The following is a 17766-nucleotide window of genomic DNA, read 5'->3' on the forward strand; positions in this document are numbered from 1 at the left end:
AAGGGAATTGAATTAGCCTTTATTAACTGCTCTCAACAAAAAAAGTTTCAGAAATCAACCTCTCAAAAATACCTTAATATCATAACCTCCATTATCAATTCAAAGGTGTCCGACGGGCCTCGAACCCGCTAATAACTAGCTTCACAGGCTAGCGTCTCGACCGCTTCGACTTCAGACACCGGAAGTGGAGTCAAGGAGGATCGAACTCCTGGCCTCTTGCGTGCAAAGCAAGCGCTCTACCAATTGAGCTATGACCCCGAAACGAATATAACCCTCCGACTTAAGTTGTGGAGAAATCGAATTTTAGATGAATGTTCAAGCTCCCAGATTCATCTGTGGAGTCAATCTAAAATCTAAAATCGAAAATCTAAAATCTAAAATCTAAAATTGGTGTGGTGGATCGCGATCGGATTTGAACCGATATCTTTCTAACAGCCAGTTAGATGCTTTACCAATTAAGCTACGAACCCCAGACAGCAGGAGTGGTAGGACTCGAACCCACAACATTCGAGGTAGAAGCTCGACACTCTATCCAGTTGAGTTACACTCCCGTATTTTTTGTTGATTTGTGCGATTCCCTACGGGATAGCTGCGCTTCACGCACTTTCCGTGCAAGTTATCAGAGCATTGCGTTTTCTCAGTTACTAGAGGGACTCCGCCGATGAGTTATTACACACTCTTTAAAGGATGGCTACCTTCAAGCCAACCTGCCGGGTTCAATGCACTCCTCGTTCTCAAACGCCCGCTGATTTTGACAGCGGTACCTTTCCTCTCGTACTAAAGTATGTAGGCTCCAAAGATTGGGACACGCAAAGGGCGATCGCTCTTACTATAAAAAATTATCCATTCAATGGAATCAACCTCCTTAAATTAAAGCAAAAACAACGAGAGTGGCAGGACTTGAACCCACAACATCCGCGTCCGAAGCGCGGCGCTCTATCCATTGAGCTACACTCCCATAAACCGATTTTAGATTTTAGATTTTAGATTTTGGATTGAAGAAAACCTCTGGCGATTTTAGATTTCGGATTGAAGAAAACCTCGTTTTAGCCAAGCGGATAACGGGACTCGAACCCGTATCGCGAGTTTGGAAGACTCAGATGCTACCGTTGCACCATATCCGCACTTCAATTAGTTTTACCGATTGTATCTCTTTAACCTCAACATACAGCCTTTACAAAATTGTCAAGTAAGTTTGCGTTGGACTGATGGGTAAAGTTACTAATCGCTGATTTTTTAAATCTAATTCAATTCCCAGGGCTTCTAGAGGAATCACGCCTAATAGAGGATTCATACCTCCCGGCAATTCCAAACACTCAAACGTTCCTTCACGTCCTACCAAAGAAATTTTAGCATCCTGAAAAATTCTGGCTTTACCAATGCCATTAGCAGTCTCTACATCCACTTCTTTGAGCAATTCTAAACCGAGTTGTGCAATGATACTTGCAGGCAAACACAATGTTGTTGCACCTGTATCAACTAGCACATTATTTAGAGTGACTGAACGGATTTGGTCGGAAGGCATAAATCCTCTGGCTGCGACATTTTGATCGGCGCGGTTAGTCACGGTGAGTGTGGTAATAATTTTTCCCATTGAGGTGTTGTCAGTTGCTAGCATAGTTTAACCTTGAACTACTCAACCTCAATTATGACAAGTTTTTGGAAAAATGAGTACGATCGCCCTTAGCTATTTGCTAAACTAGCGCTCGGAGATAAAACACATGAAACTTATACTTACAGCACCCAATCCCGAACTATTCGCCGCATTCCAAGAGCATTTTTTCTACCTACCCAATGTCGAAATTACCAACAAATGTTTCGAGGATTTAACCGAGTATGACTGTTTGGTGAGTCCCGCTAATTCATTTGGCATGATGGATGGCGGTATCGACGCAGCTATCGTTGGTTTTTTCGGTCATTCTCTGATGGTTAGGGTGCAGCAGCATATCTTGGAAGACTATTTAGGCGAACAACCCGTTGGCACGTCATTCATCATCGAAACTCACCATCCCAAACATCCTTTTCTCGCTCATACTCCCACCATGCGCGTACCTATGTCTGTTGTGGGTACAGACGTTCCGTATGTGGCAATGTGGGCAATGCTATTAACAATTCGGCGCTACAATCGACACGCAAAACGTAAAATTGAGAGTGTCGTTTGTCCGGGTTTAGGAACGGGGATAGGCAGAGTTCCTTATCGCGAAGCCGCGCGGCAAATGGCACTGGCTTACGACTATTTTGTTTATCCCACGCCGTATGTAAACTGTTTTGTTGCGGCGGAACGACAACTGCAAATTTGGGAAGGTGGCGATCGCAATTCTGGCTAAATAGCGATCGTATTTTCCCAAGCAGGTGACAGGAGTTGAACCTGCAAGAAAGCTTTACAAGAGCCTCATGTTGCCAATTACATCACACCTGCTTTTTTGGTGGCGGGGGCAGGAGTTGAACCTGCTATTAAGAGGCTTATGAGACCTCCAAGCCTACCCAGGCTACTTCACCCGCGATGTCACCAAATACCCCTGACTGGCATCGAACCAGCACTAACTAGATCCTAAATCTAGCGCCTCTACCAATTGGGCTACAGGGGCAAAACCGATTTGAGATTTGAGATTTGAGATTTGAGATTGAATAAAACCTCATACCCCTGACAGGCCTCGAACCTGCAAAAAACACTCGTTTTGAGCGAGTGATGTTTTCCAATTACATCACAGGGGTAAAGTCGGGATGGTTGGATTTGAACCAACGACTCCATGCTCCCAAAGCATGGCTTCTGGCCGCTGAATTACATCCCGTTCATGCTCAAGCGTGAGACTCGAACTCACACTCAAAATAAAACAGATTTTAAGTCTGCCGCGTCTGCCAATTCCGCCACAGGAGCAAGTAGAAACTTAGTAGAAAATTTGGTACTCGGGAGTGAGATTTGAACTCACACAAAACAATTTTTGAAATTGCAGCCTCTGCCAATTGGGCTACAGGAGTGTAATTGATCTGCTTTGGTAATAGCAGAACTGGGAAGGCAGGGATCGAACCTGCATTCTGGCGCTTTCAAAGAGCGGTGCCATACCGATTAGGCGACTTCCCAATAATTGGGTGCCGAGGCAGGGGTTGAACCTGCAACTTCATGGTTCAGGGCCATGCGACTTGCCTTTCGTCCACTCGGCAATTTAAAAAATGGCTGCCCCAGTAGGACTCGAACCTACAACCTAGCGGTTAACAACCGCTTGCTCTACCATTGAGCTATAAGGCAACGCAATCCCCCAAGTCAGTATCGAACTGACGACCTCTTGTTCTTCAGACAAGCGCTCTACCAACTGAGCTATCGGGGGAAAACGGAGAAGGAGGGATTTGAACCCTCGACGGTTGTTAAACCGCTCTTTCTTAGCAGGAAAGCGCCTTAAGCCACTCGGCCACCTCTCCACAGCGAGCGAGAACGGAGGGATTTGAACCCTCAATCTTCAGTTTTATTAACTGAGATGTTATCCGGCTACACCACGCTCTCAAGATTGCAACTGCAGATTAAATGCAGTTACAAATGGGTCGGGCTGGAATTGAACCAGCAACGCTTTAAGCTACTGTTTTACAGACAGCTACCCACACCAATAGGAGGGCCGACCCAAGATAGGATTTTTGGTAGGTCGTCGAGGAATTGAACCTCGATCCATCCGCTTAAAAGGCGGCTGCAAAACCATTCTGCCAACGACCCAGTTTGGAAGTGCTGACGGGAGTTGAACCCGCAATCACTTGGGTGAAAACCAAGCGGCTTAAACCATTTGCCTACAGCACTATCGATTTTAGATTTTAGATTTTAGATTTTGGATTGCTCTTTGAGATTTGAGATTGCTCCTGCGAATAAATAGGAACAGAGGTTAGGGCGGGATTTGAACCCGCGCAATTCGGTTTTGCAGACCGACGCTTTGAGCCACTCAGCCACCTAACCTGGGAGTCCCGACGAGGTTTGCACTCGCAATCTTCTCCTTGAGGGGGAGACGGCTTGACTTTTGCCTACGGGACTTTGACCCCCGCCGAAAAACGGATACTTGCTTTCCGATAGGAGGTGTGGATTTTAGACCAAAGTTCCAATTCCGAGATTCTTCTCCTGTGGAGTAAATCTAAAATCTAAAATCTAAAATCTAAAATCGACTGACGGGAGTAACGAGACTTGAACTCGCAACCTTTCGCTCGACAGGCGACTGCTCTGACCGGTTGAGCTATACCCCCGCGAAAATGAACAATATTCTGTCCTTGAATTACTCAAGTTGGGACGGGGTGGCGGTTGATTCCGCGTACTACAACCCGATCGGGCTATTGTTGCCGGAGTCTACACCGCCGATGTCCACAATTATGTGACACGATTAACTTCCTATTCTGTTTTCAAGGTTCATATTGCTCGTGGGGTAAGGCTTTGAAGCTCTTTCCCCTTCGCCATACATTTATACTACATTGCGTAATACAAGACTGTCAAGGGGGTAATACAACTTTTTTTTAAATTGGGTTTTTTAAAGGGGTGTCGATCGCTCCCATCAACCCTCGCCGTCCCCCAAAAACCTTATATAATAAGAGATTGTGCTGCTAAACAGATGTTGTGGCGTAAGGTAAATCTGATGCTTAAACTGTACTACACTCAAATTTCTCTGAATTCTCGCCGTCGCGCGAGGTGGCACTTCTGGAAAATGCGATAATCAGCTTTTAAATATCAAATACTACAAATCCAACATTGTCTGAATTGCCCTTAACTCCCGTGCCCGCATTGCCAGAAGCCCATCGCCCAAACCTCCCTCACTGGCTACACTCGTTGGATACCTGTCCGAGTACCAACAGTTGGGCGATCGCCCGCGCGGCCCAACTCCACCACGGAGATGCAGTATTTACTAGGCGACAAACCAGCGGGCGCGGCCAACACGGGCGCACCTGGCACGCCCCAAGCGGTGTCTTGACTGTTAGTTTTGTCCTCGACAACCTAAACCCCACTCTGTTGCCGGGACTCAGTTTAGCAGCGGGTTTAGCCGTGATTTACGCGATCGAAGATTTGGTTCCCGACTGTCGCGATATGCTGCGCCTGAAATGGCCAAACGATGTCTGGATCGATCGCCACAAATTAGCCGGCATTCTCTGCGAAGCCTCTTCGGGCAATGCTTTGGGTAAAACTCGCGCCGTTGTGGGAATTGGACTCAACCGCTGCGTAGATTTCGCGGCTGCGGGATTGGATGAAAGGGATCTCGGCAATGCGGTAAGCTTGCATTCTATTGCTAGTACAGTACCAGATGAACTGTGTTTGGTCGATCGACTGCGGCACTATTTACTCGAACTAGCCGATATGTTTTCTACCACAGACAAGCCAGCCTCCAAGTCCGGTTTAGCGCTACTTTTGCCGGAATTGCGCCGCCGCGATGCGTTGATTGGCTGCCCGGTGGCGATCGAACTTTCCTCGCAAACCATCTGCGGAGAAGCCGCCGGCATTGACGGAAGCGGTCGCTTGTTAGTATGCTTGGCGGGCGATCGAATACAAGCCTTTACCTCCGGGCGAGTTCGATTAATTTAAGAGTCATTAGTCAGTAGTCAGTAGTCAGTAGTCATTAGTCAGTAGTCAGTAGTCAGTAGTCAGTAGTCATTAGTCATATCCTGTCGATTACCCGAAATCAGGTAGGGGCGGGTTCACCAACAATACCTGCCAATAATTGACCATCTCAAAAACCCGCCCCGGCCGGGATATTATGGTTAATCGATCGGACATGATATCAGTAGTCAGGAGTCATGAGTCAACAGTCATGAGTCAACAGTCATGAGTCATTAGTCATTAGTCATTAGTCATTAGGGAAAATTCCCAATTAACAATGTCCGATGCCCGACGCCCGATGCCCGATGCCCGATGCCCAATTCCCCATTCCCTATTTCTAATTTATCACCTCAAATACTACCAATCTGCTCAGCCACAGCGGTTGATTGGCCTCCACACCTTCGGGACGACCCTTAGTAGAAGCAACTTCTATTCTGTTGCCATTTATCCCTTGTCTAACCAAAATATTTTTCACATTTGTCGCCCTTTGCAGTGCCAACTTTTGATTTTCTACCGGAGTGCTTTTAAAATCGCTGTAGCCCACTATCCTTAAATTCTTCGTGGGATTTGTCTCCATATATTCCTTGACTTTGCTAAGCTTTTCTGCTACATCTTTCGCCTGCAAACTTGCTGAACCTGCACCGAAATACACGCGAACTGGCATTATTATCTTTGGTGGCGGTGGAGTTCCTATTATCACTGTATTTGTTACCGACTTCACCCCCGGAATTTTCTCAAAAGCTTGAGTTATTTTCTGAGCATCTGGCACTTGGCTAACACTGCCTGCAACGGCGACTTTTCCCTCTGCATAGCGAGCTGAGATATTAATGCTTTCCACTTTATTCAAAAGAGCTGCAGTCCGCTTGACATCGGCTTCTACTAAAACCGGATCGGGAGGTACTTCAACGGCTATAATTTTATTTTCAATTCTTAATTTTGGAGCTGCTTGCTGAGCTATTTTTTCCGCTTTCGAGCGCAGCTTTTGATTCGGCACTCGTCCCGAAATCTCCAATAATTTATCTTTAACATCTGCCGCGATACGATAAACCGATAACTCTGGAGCAGATTGTAATGCTAAATTCGTATCTGCTTCTAAGCTCGCTTCAACTCCGCTGCGGTATTGATGAATTCCCCAAGGTATGCCAATTAAACCTAACGCTGCCAAACCGATAATTGGTAAAATGGGAAGTTTAGAAGATTTAACTTTTACCTCTGTATCGATTAATTTTTGCAATTTCGAGTTTACTTCGGGTGGTACAGTTGCTGGATCGCCGTTAAATGACTGAATTTTATCTCCGTATTCTTGAACAATATTGTTGAATATCGATCGCATTTTATACTTAAACCACTGGCGGGTTTCTCCTTGCATCACTACTGCTAGATAACACGAACCAGCTACTTCCAATACTATCTTAGATGTGCCGTATTCTATGGCATCAATTTCTGCCACATTTCCCGACTGAGATATACAATCGTTGACAAAAGCCCGAATAGCAGTCAGCATCCCAGCCACCATGTCTGATTCTAGCTGTTCGCGTTCAGAATGCTGCACTGCTGAAATTACTAATCCCGATTGTGTTTGAATTAAAAAAACAGCTTTAACACTCAGTGGTGTTGTTTCTTTCATCAGCAATTCTGCTTCAGAAATGCCCTGTAATTTGGCTTTGATTTTGCGACTAATTCCCTCTGGACTTAAAGCGGATTCGAGTTTTTCATTAATCTCCCCCATCATCTCGGCGATGTATTTTAAAATCGTGCTGCCGATGATCGGATAAAGTGCATCCGACATTGCTTCTCGCTTGAGATGAATTTGCTGTTTGATAGCGGCAGCCATTTCCGGCGCGATCGCCATTGCAATTTCATCGGGCGATTCACTCATTCTGTGGCTGATTCCCACAGTCAGAGCCGGCGATATGGCTACTCCCATCGACTGCCTGTTTTGTCGGGTTTTAGTATTAATTATTTCATCAATTATCGGACTTATGGTTTCGACAAATGATTTTCTCGACTCATTAATTGTTTGGAGCATCATTTCGGGAAACATGATTTTAATTCGGGCGAGTAATTCTTCCCGATCGCCTCCCCATTCCGCATCAGTAATTTTGCGATCGAGTTCCCCTACTTTATCGTTGAGTCTGTAATTATAACTTACAACTTCATCTAACAATGGTAAAATAGATTCGATGACCGACTTTTGTAGTTGGGCGTGATGGCTAATCATCAGCTCGTCAATCAAAGGTTTCAGTAAATCTGTAAACAAGTCTGTGGATTCATAAATCCGGTGTTCGATCGCCACAATCTGTTGTTCGATCTTCCCGAGTCTTTGATCGATCCTTTTATTCTGAATGATGGCATCGACAGCGGGGGCGATCGCAGATTCTATTTCTAGCTTTGCTTCGCCGATGCTTCGAGACAGCATTTCTACAATCACTGGCATTATTCTTGCCATCAACCCTTCTATCTCGCCTAAAACTTGCTGCTGAACTTCGCCAATCTTAGTTTCATTATTTAATATTTGTGCTGCAATACCGCTGTTTTGAATAGCGGTGTTGACACCAGGTGCGATCGCCTCTCTCACCTCTAACTTTGTCTCCTCGATTTTCCGGTTCAGCGACTCAATCATTAACGGCATTAACCTTGCCATTATATCTTCCGGCTGAGTTTTTTGCTGTCGCTGAAGATTATTTAGTCTACTTTCTACGTCGCTCAATTTTCCTTGAACTTCTCTTTGAAGAATTGCTGATTCTATCAAAGGTTGGATCGTCGCTGCTACTTGTAATTTTGATTCATCTATTTTCTGATTCAGCAAATCAGCTATTGCTGGCATTAGCATCGCCATTATCTCTTCTGGCTTCTGAATTGGCGACTGTTGCGTAGCCAGTCGGCCTTCGATGATGCTCAATACTTTTTCTTCTATTTCTACCCAAGCTATTCTTACCTGTACTGAGGGGGCAACTGCTTCTACAACCTCTAACTTTAATTCACTAATTTTGCGGTTCAGTAAATCGCTAACTATTGGTACTAGCTGCTTGATTAAATCTTCCGGTTGCTGCTGGTAACGCTGCTGAATATTCGCTACTCTATCTTCAATTCTTACTACCTGTTCTTCAAGTCCGTTTTGATTGTGAATTACTTGATTGACTCTCGGTGCGATCGCCGAAGCCACCTCTAACTTAGACTCCTCTACCTTACGGTTGAGCAGATCGCCCACCACCGGCATCAGCCGTTGCATTAACTGTTCTGCATTCGGCAGTGGCTGCTGGTTCAAATTAGCAATCTGATTTTCCCAGTCTGCTAATTTTGCCTCCAACTCGATCCGATTAATTTTATTATTGCTCGCGAGGTCGATCGCCTTTTGTAATTCCAACTTCAACCCATCTAATTCTTCCCTCACTAACTCAGGAATTAACGGTTTCAGCAAAATCATCAATTCTTCGGGTTCAGACATCAACTTCTCAAAATTTTCTAACCTTTGTTCCACGCTCAAAACATTACTATAAAATTCCGGTAAATCCCTTTCAAACAGTAGTTGTTGCAACTGCTTAAACTGCTCTACTGCTTGTTCTAATTCTTCTTCCGAGTGCCGATTTTTTCTGGCTACCTTCGCGGCTATAGATAAATCGGGTTCCTCATTATTGTTTTCTCGTCTTTGAGGTGGGATCTCTTCCTCGTTAGTTAATACTTCCGGTACAATACTCGGTGATTCGATCCGAAAAGACAATTGTTTGCGCCGATTTTCCTCATCCTCCAACCGCTGCACAGACTTTTCCGAAAGCGGTAACTTCAGCTCGCTTGGTTCTTTTTTTGATTTCTTTAATAACTGAAATTCAGTCAGTATGGTTAGCAATTCCTGAAGTTGCTCTCCAGCTTTAGAACTTGCCAGAGTTCCATCAGCAACCTCTTTTTCTGACTGATATATTTTGCCTGAATTATCATTAGATGCTGCCATACTGCCCTACCAAAAGTTGATTTTAATCGACCGAAGAAATTACAAGCTTGCTTGCCGCCTCACCCCAGCGAAAATCAATAGGAATGACACAATTTTTCCGAGCGTCTGGCGTACTAAACCTATCGCCCTATTTTAACTGCTGTTCTGCGACTAGCCAACTGGGCCGCCAACTGCAATGCTGCCTTCATGCTGGAGGCATCTGCAATCCCTTGACCTACAATATCAAAAGCTGTGCCGTGATCCGGAGATGTGCGGACAAAAGGCAAGCCAATTGTAGTGTTGACTGCTTTATCGAAAGCCATCAATTTTACTGGAATCAACCCCTGGTCGTGGTACATTGCCAAGTAACCGTCGTGAGCTTCTGTGGCTAAACCGTACCAAACTTTAGCCGGTTTTACCCACAGGGTATCTGGGGGGACTGGCCCGTCTAACTGCACTTGAGGAAAGCGATCGCGCTGCGTTTCCAGCCAAGGTATCATCCAGTCTTGCTCTTCATTTCCCAGTTTGCCATTTTCGCCGCTGTGAGGATTTAAGCCAGAAATCGCAATTTTCGGTCTTTCCAGCCCAAAATCTTCCCGTAAACACTCTACCAGCAATTCTAGTTTTTCGCTCAGTAATTCTGGAGTCAAAGCATCGGGGACTTGACGGAGGGAAATATGTGTGGTAGCGAGCAAAGTTACCAGCGTCCAGCCACTGTGGGGAGATGTGGCGGCAAACAGCATTCCGAACCGCTGCGATTTTGCCCTTTCTGCGAGGAGTTCTGTTTGTCCGGGATAATTGTAACCGGCGGCCTGCCAGCAAGTTTTGGAAATCGGGCCTGTGACGATCGCGGAGAATTCGCCGGCGATGGTACGGGCGATCGCACTTTCCATGTAAGCAAAGCTAGCCGCCCCGCTAGCTGCACTCCCGACACCGGGGACTATCTCGCCCCACTTGCTGTCTGGTTCAATATCAATAATATTTAATGTTTCGGGATTTGCCGCTTCTGCTGCTGGATTGCTCGATCGCAACATATCGTAAGTTTGCTGCAAAACTCTCCTAGAACCTATAACCGTTACCCTCAAACCAGCAGCGGGATCTGCCAATGCCTTGAGAATCACTTCCGGGCCAATTCCCGCCGGATCTCCCAGAGTTACAGCTAGTTTTGATTCCCGATCGAGACTCAAGGCAGTTTTCTCCAACAAAATACAGGAATTTCGGCACTGAAATTTTAGCATTCATGTACCGGGTTGACCCAAATTATATTATCTTTATTTAATGCGATCGCCCAATTGGACATATATAATCATGAATCCTGAAATTTTCAATGCAGCCTTTTTGTCCTTTTCCCTAATTTTCGTGGGTATAGGTGGAGGCTTCCTCCTGCTCAAATTGCAAGGCGGCGAAGAATAAGTTTTTTTCAACCAATCCTTCAGAAGCCTTCTACCTTCTGCCTTCTAGAGTCTACTTGCTGCCGAAAGCCAGCCTTCTGCCGAATATCTCAAGCCTAAAATGAGAAAAATTCAGGTTTTTGTTAAGTTTGTTATAAAAACTTAACAAAAACCTGATACCATCTTATAGAAAGTTTAAGATTCATAATTAATCCCTAGATGACTTTATTGATTTTAGGTGCCACCGGCACTCTCGGCCGCCAGATAGCCCGCCGCGCCCTAGACGAGGGCTACCAGGTGCGCTGTTTAGTCAGAAGTTACAGAAAAGCTGCATTTTTGAAAGAATGGGGCGCTGAACTCGTACCGGGGAACCTTTGCCAGCCAGACAGTCTGCCTCCGGCCCTAGAAGGCGTCAGTGCTATTATCGATGCAGCAACAGCCAGTGCAGCCGATTCTGTCAGCATCAAAAGAGTAGACTGGGACGGAAAAGTATCGCTGATCCAAGCAGCAGCAGCAGCCGGCATCAAGCGTTACATATTCTTTTCCTTTCTCGACGCCGAGAAATATCCTCAAGTCCCCTTGTTGGAAATCAAGCGCTGTACCGAATTGTTCTTAGCAGAATCCGGTTTAGACTACACAATATTGAGACCTTGCGGCTTTTTGCAAGGACTGCTGAGCCTGTATGCAATGCCGATTTTGGACAATCAGGCAGTCTGGCTGCCCAACAAGCCATCCGCCCTTGCCTACATGAACACTCAGGACGTTGCTAAATTTGCCGTCCGGGCCCTTTCCGTTCCCGAAACCGAGAAAAAAAGCTTTCCGGTGGTGGGAAATCGCGCTTGGGATGCTGACGAAATCGTGCGGTTGTGCGAACGGCTGTCAGGGAAGGAAGCAAAAATTACGCGCACCCCAGACGTATTGTTGCAGGCTACTCGTAAATTAGCTACCTTCTTTCAGTGGAGTTGGAACGTAGCTGACAGATTGGCTTTTTCAGAAGTTTTGGCCGCCGGAAAACCCTTGAAAGCTCCGATGGATGATGTTTACAGTGTCTTCGGAATCGATCCCAAAGAAACTACTACTTTGGAGTCTTATCTCGAAGAATACTTTAATCTGATTATGAAGAAGCTCAAGGAAATAGAGTACGAGCAGCTTAAGACGAAAAAACGGAGTAAACAAAAAATGCCCTTTACATTTTAAAGTGCCGAAAGCTGGGATTATATACAACGACGTTAAACCTGTGGCTTGTCGCATCGCCGCAGAGTTGGAAGACAAGCTGACTGCCCGCGGCTGGGAGGTTTGCTCGGTTTCTGGTTCGGGAGGAATTTTGGGCTATTCTAGCCCCTCTCGCCCGATGTGCCACACTCCGATCGACCAACTCGTTCCCCCCGGTTTTGACAGCGACATGGAGTTTGCAGTGGTGTTGGGCGGCGACGGTACGGTGCTGTCGGCATTTCGCCAAGTTGCTCCCATCGGAGTGCCGCTGCTGACTGTCAATACCGGTCATATGGGCTTTTTGACAGAAACTTACCTGAACTTGCTGCCGCAAGCTTTGGAAAAGGTAATCGCCGGAGAATACGAAATAGAAGAAAGATCTATGCTGGCGGTGCGGCTGTTTCGAGAAAACGACTGCCTCTGGGAAGCCCTTTGTCTCAATGAAATGGTGCTGCACCGGGAACCGCTGACTTGTATGTGTCATTTTGAAGTGGCGATCGGGCAGCACGCCTCTGTTGACATTGCCGCAGATGGGGTAATTATCTCGACTCCGACTGGATCGACGGCTTACGCGCTGTCTGCCGGCGGGCCTGTGATCATTCCCGGAGTGCCGGTGTTGCAGTTGCTGCCTATTTGCCCGCATTCAATGGCTTCGCGGGCTTTGGTGTTTTCCAACACTGAGCCGATCAAGATTTTGCCGGCGAGTCCAAACCGCCTGGTAATGGTGGTAGATGGTAACGGCGGATGTTATGTTCTGCCCGAAGATTGGGTGCAAGTCGAGCGATCTCCGTACCCAGCCCGCTTTATTCGGGTGCAATCTTTTGAGTTTTTCCACATTTTGCGGGAAAAATTGGGCTGGGGCTTGCCTCACATTGCTAAACCGAGTTCGGTTGAGTTGCCTTGATAGTTGTTGTTGACACTCCCCGACTATCAAGGTACGGGGATTGTTGGCTCAACCAGTTGGCTTGCTCGTAGATATCATATCAAGTCCTAGCTGTAGGAGACGGCAATTCCCGTTCCCGTTTTTCACCGATTGAAGGGATTTTGATTTTTTTATCAGTTGATAAATCGTAGAATAAAGCAGCAATTAGTGTTGGTAATGTAGGGCGACATTTATCCACCGGAAGCCTTAATTCTCGATCGAGATTCCGAACCATCTCCAAACTCAGGCAGCGTTTATGATAGATGTATTCTCGTACTTCTGGGAGTTTAAACCATGTCTCTCGCTGAGTTAATACCTTTGGTGAACAATCTGAGCCAGTCAGACAAATTATCACTCTTCAAACTCCTAGCAGTGCAAATCCCAGACGCTGAACTACAAGTCATCTTTTCTGCATCAGAGTATCCGGTTCGATCGCTCTACGATGCAACGGAAGCGGCAAACATTATGATGCAGATGATTCGAGACGATCGAGAGGCATCTACTCATGCCTAGTTCGATCGAGTTTCCCTTTTCTGACAATGAAGCATTACCCACGATTCCCATCACTCTGATTCATGCAGGCTTTTCTGTCTCGGCGAATGCACTGCTAGATACTGGGTCTGCGGTCAATCTATTACCTTATGACATTGGTCTGCAATTGGGTGCAATTTGGGAGGAACAAACTGTCCGCTTGCCATTGGCTGGAAATCTGGCAACGGTTGAGGCGCGGGGTGTATTTGTAGATGTTCAAATTGGGAATCTGGAACCCGTTCGCCTAGCATTTGCTTGGGCACAAGCCTCTCAGGTTCCATTAATTCTCGGGCAAACGAACTTCTTTCGAGAATTTGATGTTTGTTTTGTGCGATCGCGATGCACGATCGAAATTATTCGCTTCTAATAAGCATTGATGCAGAACTCGGAGTTTTATTTAGCTTAACTCTCGATCGAGCTTCCGAATCATCTCCAAAGTCAGGCAGCGTTTGCGAGATAAGTAACCACACAAAATTAATTACATAAAGACTCCTTGCTAGGCAAGGGTTTCAGTAGAAATATTGTGTAATTAATTCGGAACTACTACTTAACGGCAGTAAGTTGAGCCGCCGCAGTCAAACTTTGGCTTTTACAGATCAGTTTTTTAGTAGTCGGCTCCAACGCAGTGTTAGACAACCATTTAGGTCGAACAACCTATTATTTTTCTAAATTTTCCAATCGGCTCTTTTCTGTATGGGCTTTACGAGACAGAACTTGAAGATTTTCTAGCGTGGTGAGACCACCTTTTGACATTGGTGTGATGTGATCGATCTGAAAATTTATCCGAGTCTTACTCTTAAATCCACTGTTGGCACAAGTGATGAAATCCCACCCATCTGTAGCTCTTTCGTATACAGTATCTACAATTTTTCTATATTCTTCTGGGTCTTTTTCTCTAATCTGCTCAAGAGTTAGATTTGTAAGTGGAACTTCATCAGGTATCACTGCTGGGCTGGATAAATCGAGATTGCCGTATAGTCCTTTGATCTTATAGATTTCAATATCTAATTGCTTGCAGAAGTAGAGGAGATTGTAGTCAAAAATTACCTGCCAAAATGACTGTTCAGCACTCCAAAGTGAATTAATGTACTCAGTTTTAGCTCTCTCGCCAAGATCGTTATCGTAGATATGCCTTGCAACCTTATATATATCGCACTTGTTCTTTTCGGCAAATGGAATAAACTCTGGCTTTATTTGCTTTTGTGCGTAGTAGCGTAAGATGTTTTCTATGTCCCGATCTCTATAGCCTATTAAAAACTTATGGTTAAGAAAATAGTTGTCTATTGCAATTTGGAGCAAATATTCAAGCTCTTTATCAGTCAATATTTCTCTATCTTCAATATTGACTGTATTAAGTATGGCTTCTAAATCATTAACAAAATTATTGTAGATCTCATCTGTATCACTATATACCAGTACAGTGTAGTTCTTTGGTGTAGGCTCATCAGATTCAGAAGGCTCAAGAATTGAAAAACGATAAATTCCAACGGGGACTCGCTTCAAAAAATCTAATTTCTCTAATCCCGTTGTATCTATGGAGTCATCCATAATCCGCGCAAATTCTTCCATCTTATCGATAGAGATAAGTCGAACAATCTTCTTAACTGTCTGGATATCTCTATCAACAAATTCTGCATCATCTTCAAGATGTAATTTTTCAGGATTTACCCAACTAATTCTATCTTCCCAATTATCAATAAAGCTAACTACATAGGCTTTTTCTGTCCCCCCTGCTTTTTGACCACGCAAAGCTCTACCTATCATCTGAGTCATTAAGATTGTGGAAGTGGTCGGGCGGGTAAGGAAAACAGTTTGAACATTTGGGAGATCAGTTCCTTCTGTTAACATCTCAACGTTCATAAGTACCTCAAGTTCTCCATTCCTAAATCGCTCGATTTTCTTAGAGTTGTCGCCAGATGAAATTGTAGCTCCTGTCGCAATGTCAACTATTTTAGAAACCACAAAATCACAGCTAACTCCTCTTGATTTTAATAAACCATTTAATGCAATAGCGTGGTCTACATCAATTGCAAACAACAATACTGGCTTGTATTTATCTCGATTGTTAACATAGTGATCTACGATTTGGTTATTGCGAATACTAGACTGTGCGATCTTTTTAGCAATATTTTGAGGTAATTTGTCAAAATCTTCTATTGCTTTAATGTCTTTATCGGTTAGCTCGTTGTAAAAATCTAATTGGGTAGTCAAGTCCTCAAAAACTGGTTCCGCAAGTATTCCTTTCGTAATTAAGTTTCTTAGATGCTCAGAGAAAATAATATCGTCAGGAAAAACTTTTTTAAGCAGTCCTGCTTCGGTTTCTTCGGATCTGAATGGAGTTGCAGTTAAACCGAGCATTCTAAATGCATCTTGCTTCTGACGTTTTTCAAAATTCTCTTTAATGGCATTGATTAATTTTCGATAGGTCTTTGCAGTTGCATGATGAGCTTCATCGACCACTAAAAGTATTGAATCACAATTCTCTACCCAATTATTTAGAAGGTGAGTTAATCCACTATTTAGGCTATCTTTACTGGCAATAATGATGTCATCTGTTGGTTTTATATTCACGGGAATATCATGCTTAGGATGCCCTGATATTACTCGAAAGTTAAACTTATCAGAATCTTTTAAGACCGAACTATAGGCAGTGAACTTTATAGTTTCTATGGCTTGGTTTAGTAGCTCGTGACGGTGAGCTATCCATAAAACTTTCTTGCGTTTGTCAATAAAGTTACGTAGTAACCAGTGCACAGCAGTTAAAGTTTTCCCCCCGCCTGTAGGTAGAACTAGTAAACCTTCAAATGCAGATTGATTTTTATGATTCAGAGCTTTTATTGCTTCGTTCTGGTGAGCATAAAGTTCTTTGGGGCTTTCACCTTTTTTTACTTGAATTTGACCTGAGTATTCAACTTGAACTGTTTGCATGTTAGCTGTAAACCTAAATGAAGATATAAACCAGTTGGTTCTAGCAGATCAGCTTTTGGCTTCGCCCCACTAGTATTTTAGTCGATTGTCCGTTAAAGTAGTCAATCCAGACGCTGGAATCAACAATAATCATGGGCTTACTATTGTTCCGTATCCGTTCTCATGCGATTGAGGTCGCCGTCCCAGGCGAGTTTACCCCGTAGCGCCCGGAGGTTCTCTTGGTTTTTCATTTGGATCAGCAGGCTCAGGGCCAATTCTATGACTTCTTGTTGTGCAGTCAGTCCGGTGACTTGGAGCGCATTGGTGATGAGAGAGCTATCGATTTCGATCGTGCTTTTCATAGGTGCTTTTGGGGTGAGTTTTATCGATCGTGCTTTCATCCGATTATAATCGTTCTGCTAAATCAATGATTTTGGACTTGAGTTGGCTCAATGGCATTTGAAAATCTCCTCCCACAGGGATTTCTGTTGTCGATAGACGACCGAAATAGCATCCATCAGAAAAGCCGCGATCGCCCCTAGACACAGGGCGATACCAACGTTTTCATACCAGAGAACGACGGGTTCAAATCACCTATTTCGAGGGACTGAGTTCCACAGCATCGGTCTTTGCAGTAAACTCAACCTTTAGCGTAGAAGCTGCCTGCATCGCATGGGGACTGACTAACGAGATTTGTGGAGTCGGCTGCTGACAAGCCACCATTGTTTTCACATGCTCCATTTCGTCATCCCGAATGGCAACAAACACATCATAGAGATTGTCGATCGTTGGACGACGGAATACATTAGCACTGCTTGTTTGAAACTCGTCAAACATATACAAATCGCCATCTCGATAGTATTGGATAGCGACATCTGGTGCGGGCTGTTGCTTGAGAGCTTCAGCTTCGGCATTGAGGAACTTGTCGTAGCTGGCATAGGCGTGTCCCTCGACAAGTTCCATGAAGTTGTAGGCAGATTTGGACGACACCATGTAGACAAAAATGATAATCCAGTAGTAAATGAGTGCAGTGGCTCGTGCTAGAAGGCGATCGACCCAAAAGCTCGATCCTCCCAGTGATTCCATAATCAACAGATGATGTAGTTCATTCCACGACTCCGAAAAGTGGATTTTTAACCAATCAGCCTTCCGCCACCAGCCCAAGGTTTCATAGAGGTGAAGTACCGATAGATAAGAGAAATAAGGAACACGAGCCACGGTTTCTAGCACATAAAACCGAGGATAAGGGCGATTGGCATAGACGACATTGATCACAAAAACGAGAATACCAACTAAGAGGCGAATCATTGACTGAATCCTC

14 protein-coding genes and 23 tRNA genes are annotated in these 17766 nt (G+C 44.8%); 7 read left to right on the top strand and 30 right to left on the bottom strand.

What is annotated here, in order from left to right; genetic code table 11:
• Positions 1–104 precede the first annotated feature (104 nt).
• The 7 genes from QUA16_RS01505 to QUA16_RS01535 form a co-directional block, all read right to left on the bottom strand.
• Positions 105–179: transfer RNA gene (locus QUA16_RS01505), tRNA-His, on the bottom strand.
• Positions 180–185: 6 nt separating this feature from the next.
• Positions 186–258, bottom strand: a tRNA-Ala gene (locus tag QUA16_RS01510).
• A gap of 135 nt (positions 259–393) precedes the next feature.
• Positions 394–470: transfer RNA gene (locus QUA16_RS01515), tRNA-Ala, on the bottom strand.
• Positions 471–477: 7 nt separating this feature from the next.
• Positions 478–551, bottom strand: a tRNA-Arg gene (locus QUA16_RS01520).
• Between the two features lie 334 nt (positions 552–885).
• Positions 886–958, bottom strand: a tRNA-Arg gene (locus QUA16_RS01525).
• Between the two features lie 95 nt (positions 959–1053).
• Positions 1054–1124, bottom strand: a tRNA-Gly gene (locus QUA16_RS01530).
• A 50-nt stretch (positions 1125–1174) separates the two neighbouring features.
• Positions 1175–1618, bottom strand: a complete 444-nt coding sequence (locus QUA16_RS01535) for a retroviral-like aspartic protease family protein (RefSeq protein WP_333101624.1) — start codon at positions 1616–1618, stop codon at positions 1175–1177.
• Between the two features lie 103 nt (positions 1619–1721).
• Between QUA16_RS01535 and QUA16_RS01540 the strand changes: the two genes are divergently transcribed.
• A complete protein-coding gene (locus QUA16_RS01540) occupies positions 1722–2327 on the top strand; it encodes a macro domain-containing protein (RefSeq protein WP_333101623.1) in 606 nt (201 codons plus the stop codon).
• A 20-nt stretch (positions 2328–2347) separates the two neighbouring features.
• Here the strand turns inward: QUA16_RS01540 and QUA16_RS01545 are convergent.
• The 17 genes from QUA16_RS01545 to QUA16_RS01625 all read right to left on the bottom strand — a co-directional run bounded on the left by QUA16_RS01545 (position 2348) and on the right by QUA16_RS01625 (position 4218).
• Positions 2348–2419 (bottom strand) — tRNA-Thr (locus QUA16_RS01545).
• A 95-nt stretch (positions 2420–2514) separates the two neighbouring features.
• Positions 2515–2588: transfer RNA gene (locus QUA16_RS01550), tRNA-Leu, on the bottom strand.
• Between the two features lie 51 nt (positions 2589–2639).
• Positions 2640–2715, bottom strand: a tRNA-Leu gene (locus QUA16_RS01555).
• A gap of 4 nt (positions 2716–2719) precedes the next feature.
• Positions 2720–2792 (bottom strand) — tRNA-Pro (locus QUA16_RS01560).
• A 4-nt stretch (positions 2793–2796) separates the two neighbouring features.
• Positions 2797–2878 (bottom strand) — tRNA-Leu (locus tag QUA16_RS01565).
• A gap of 130 nt (positions 2879–3008) precedes the next feature.
• A tRNA-Gln gene (locus QUA16_RS01570) sits at positions 3009–3082 on the bottom strand.
• Positions 3083–3087: 5 nt separating this feature from the next.
• Positions 3088–3162, bottom strand: a tRNA-Gln gene (locus QUA16_RS01575).
• A 10-nt stretch (positions 3163–3172) separates the two neighbouring features.
• A tRNA-Asn gene (locus QUA16_RS01580) sits at positions 3173–3247 on the bottom strand.
• 6 nt (positions 3248–3253) lie between these two features.
• A tRNA-Phe gene (locus QUA16_RS01585) sits at positions 3254–3326 on the bottom strand.
• A gap of 4 nt (positions 3327–3330) precedes the next feature.
• Positions 3331–3417 (bottom strand) — tRNA-Ser (locus tag QUA16_RS01590).
• A gap of 8 nt (positions 3418–3425) precedes the next feature.
• Positions 3426–3499 (bottom strand) — tRNA-Tyr (locus QUA16_RS01595).
• Between the two features lie 34 nt (positions 3500–3533).
• Positions 3534–3615 (bottom strand) — tRNA-Tyr (locus QUA16_RS01600).
• A gap of 13 nt (positions 3616–3628) precedes the next feature.
• A tRNA-Lys gene (locus tag QUA16_RS01605) sits at positions 3629–3703 on the bottom strand.
• Positions 3704–3707: 4 nt separating this feature from the next.
• Positions 3708–3784 (bottom strand) — tRNA-Glu (locus QUA16_RS01610).
• 79 nt (positions 3785–3863) lie between these two features.
• Positions 3864–3937, bottom strand: a tRNA-Cys gene (locus QUA16_RS01615).
• A tRNA-Glu gene (locus tag QUA16_RS01620) sits at positions 3938–4012 on the bottom strand.
• A 132-nt stretch (positions 4013–4144) separates the two neighbouring features.
• Positions 4145–4218, bottom strand: a tRNA-Asp gene (locus QUA16_RS01625).
• A gap of 496 nt (positions 4219–4714) precedes the next feature.
• On the opposite strand from QUA16_RS01625, the gene QUA16_RS01630 reads away from it, so the two are divergent.
• Positions 4715–5539 (top strand): biotin--[acetyl-CoA-carboxylase] ligase, encoded by an 825-nt coding sequence (locus QUA16_RS01630; protein WP_333101622.1) that lies wholly within the window; start codon positions 4715–4717, stop codon positions 5537–5539.
• A 352-nt stretch (positions 5540–5891) separates the two neighbouring features.
• Here the strand turns inward: QUA16_RS01630 and QUA16_RS01635 are convergent, their stop codons facing one another.
• Together QUA16_RS01635 and pdxA are read right to left on the bottom strand one after the other, a co-directional pair.
• Positions 5892–9503: an OmpA family protein gene (locus tag QUA16_RS01635; RefSeq protein ID WP_333101620.1), complete on the bottom strand. Its 3612-nt coding sequence runs from the start codon at positions 9501–9503 to the stop codon at positions 5892–5894.
• 119 nt (positions 9504–9622) lie between these two features.
• On the bottom strand, positions 9623–10720 hold the full coding sequence (gene pdxA / locus QUA16_RS01640; protein WP_333101619.1) for a 4-hydroxythreonine-4-phosphate dehydrogenase PdxA: 1098 nt from the start codon (positions 10718–10720) through the stop codon (positions 9623–9625).
• A gap of 70 nt (positions 10721–10790) precedes the next feature.
• Here pdxA and petM point away from each other — a divergent pair, with 70 nt between their 5' ends.
• The 3 genes from petM to QUA16_RS01655 all read left to right on the top strand — a co-directional run bounded on the left by petM (position 10791) and on the right by QUA16_RS01655 (position 12989).
• Positions 10791–10895: a cytochrome b6-f complex subunit PetM gene (petM, locus tag QUA16_RS01645; RefSeq protein ID WP_172189541.1), complete on the top strand. Its 105-nt coding sequence runs from the start codon at positions 10791–10793 to the stop codon at positions 10893–10895.
• Between the two features lie 197 nt (positions 10896–11092).
• Positions 11093–12070: an NmrA family NAD(P)-binding protein gene (locus QUA16_RS01650; protein ID WP_333101618.1), complete on the top strand. Its 978-nt coding sequence runs from the start codon at positions 11093–11095 to the stop codon at positions 12068–12070.
• Between the two features lies 1 nt (position 12071).
• Positions 12072–12989 carry an NAD(+) kinase gene (locus QUA16_RS01655; RefSeq protein ID WP_333101617.1) on the top strand — a complete coding sequence of 306 codons (918 nt, stop codon included), beginning with the start codon at positions 12072–12074 and terminating at the stop codon, positions 12987–12989.
• A 79-nt stretch (positions 12990–13068) separates the two neighbouring features.
• On the opposite strand, the gene QUA16_RS01660 is transcribed toward QUA16_RS01655, so the two are convergent.
• Positions 13069–13242 carry a hypothetical protein gene (locus QUA16_RS01660; RefSeq protein WP_333101616.1) on the bottom strand — a complete coding sequence of 58 codons (174 nt, stop codon included), beginning with the start codon at positions 13240–13242 and terminating at the stop codon, positions 13069–13071.
• 59 nt (positions 13243–13301) lie between these two features.
• On the opposite strand from QUA16_RS01660, the gene QUA16_RS01665 reads away from it, so the two are divergent.
• Both QUA16_RS01665 and QUA16_RS01670 read left to right on the top strand, forming a co-directional pair.
• Complete coding sequence (locus QUA16_RS01665) at positions 13302–13520, top strand: hypothetical protein (protein WP_333053554.1); 219 nt, start codon at positions 13302–13304, stop codon at positions 13518–13520.
• Positions 13513–13905, top strand: coding sequence for an aspartyl protease family protein (locus QUA16_RS01670; RefSeq protein WP_333101615.1), 393 nt, complete (start codon positions 13513–13515; stop codon positions 13903–13905). The genes QUA16_RS01665 and QUA16_RS01670 overlap by 8 nt, the downstream gene beginning before the upstream one ends.
• Before the next feature lie 290 nt (positions 13906–14195).
• On the opposite strand, the gene QUA16_RS01675 is transcribed toward QUA16_RS01670, so the two are convergent.
• The 3 genes from QUA16_RS01675 to QUA16_RS01685 form a co-directional block, all read right to left on the bottom strand.
• The gene (locus QUA16_RS01675) at positions 14196–16466 is read right to left on the bottom strand and encodes a DEAD/DEAH box helicase family protein (RefSeq protein ID WP_333101614.1); all 2271 of its coding nucleotides are present in this window, start codon (positions 16464–16466) and stop codon (positions 14196–14198) included.
• Positions 16467–16606: 140 nt separating this feature from the next.
• Positions 16607–16846 carry a type II toxin-antitoxin system VapB family antitoxin gene (locus QUA16_RS01680; protein WP_333101613.1) on the bottom strand — a complete coding sequence of 80 codons (240 nt, stop codon included), beginning with the start codon at positions 16844–16846 and terminating at the stop codon, positions 16607–16609.
• Between the two features lie 193 nt (positions 16847–17039).
• Positions 17040–17753: an alternative oxidase gene (locus QUA16_RS01685; protein WP_333101612.1), complete on the bottom strand. Its 714-nt coding sequence runs from the start codon at positions 17751–17753 to the stop codon at positions 17040–17042.
• Between the last annotated feature and the right edge of the window lie 13 nt (positions 17754–17766).

It is taken from the genome of Microcoleus sp. S13_C3 (assembly GCF_036700905.1).
In the GTDB taxonomy this organism is placed as follows: domain Bacteria; phylum Cyanobacteriota; class Cyanobacteriia; order Cyanobacteriales; family Microcoleaceae; genus Microcoleus.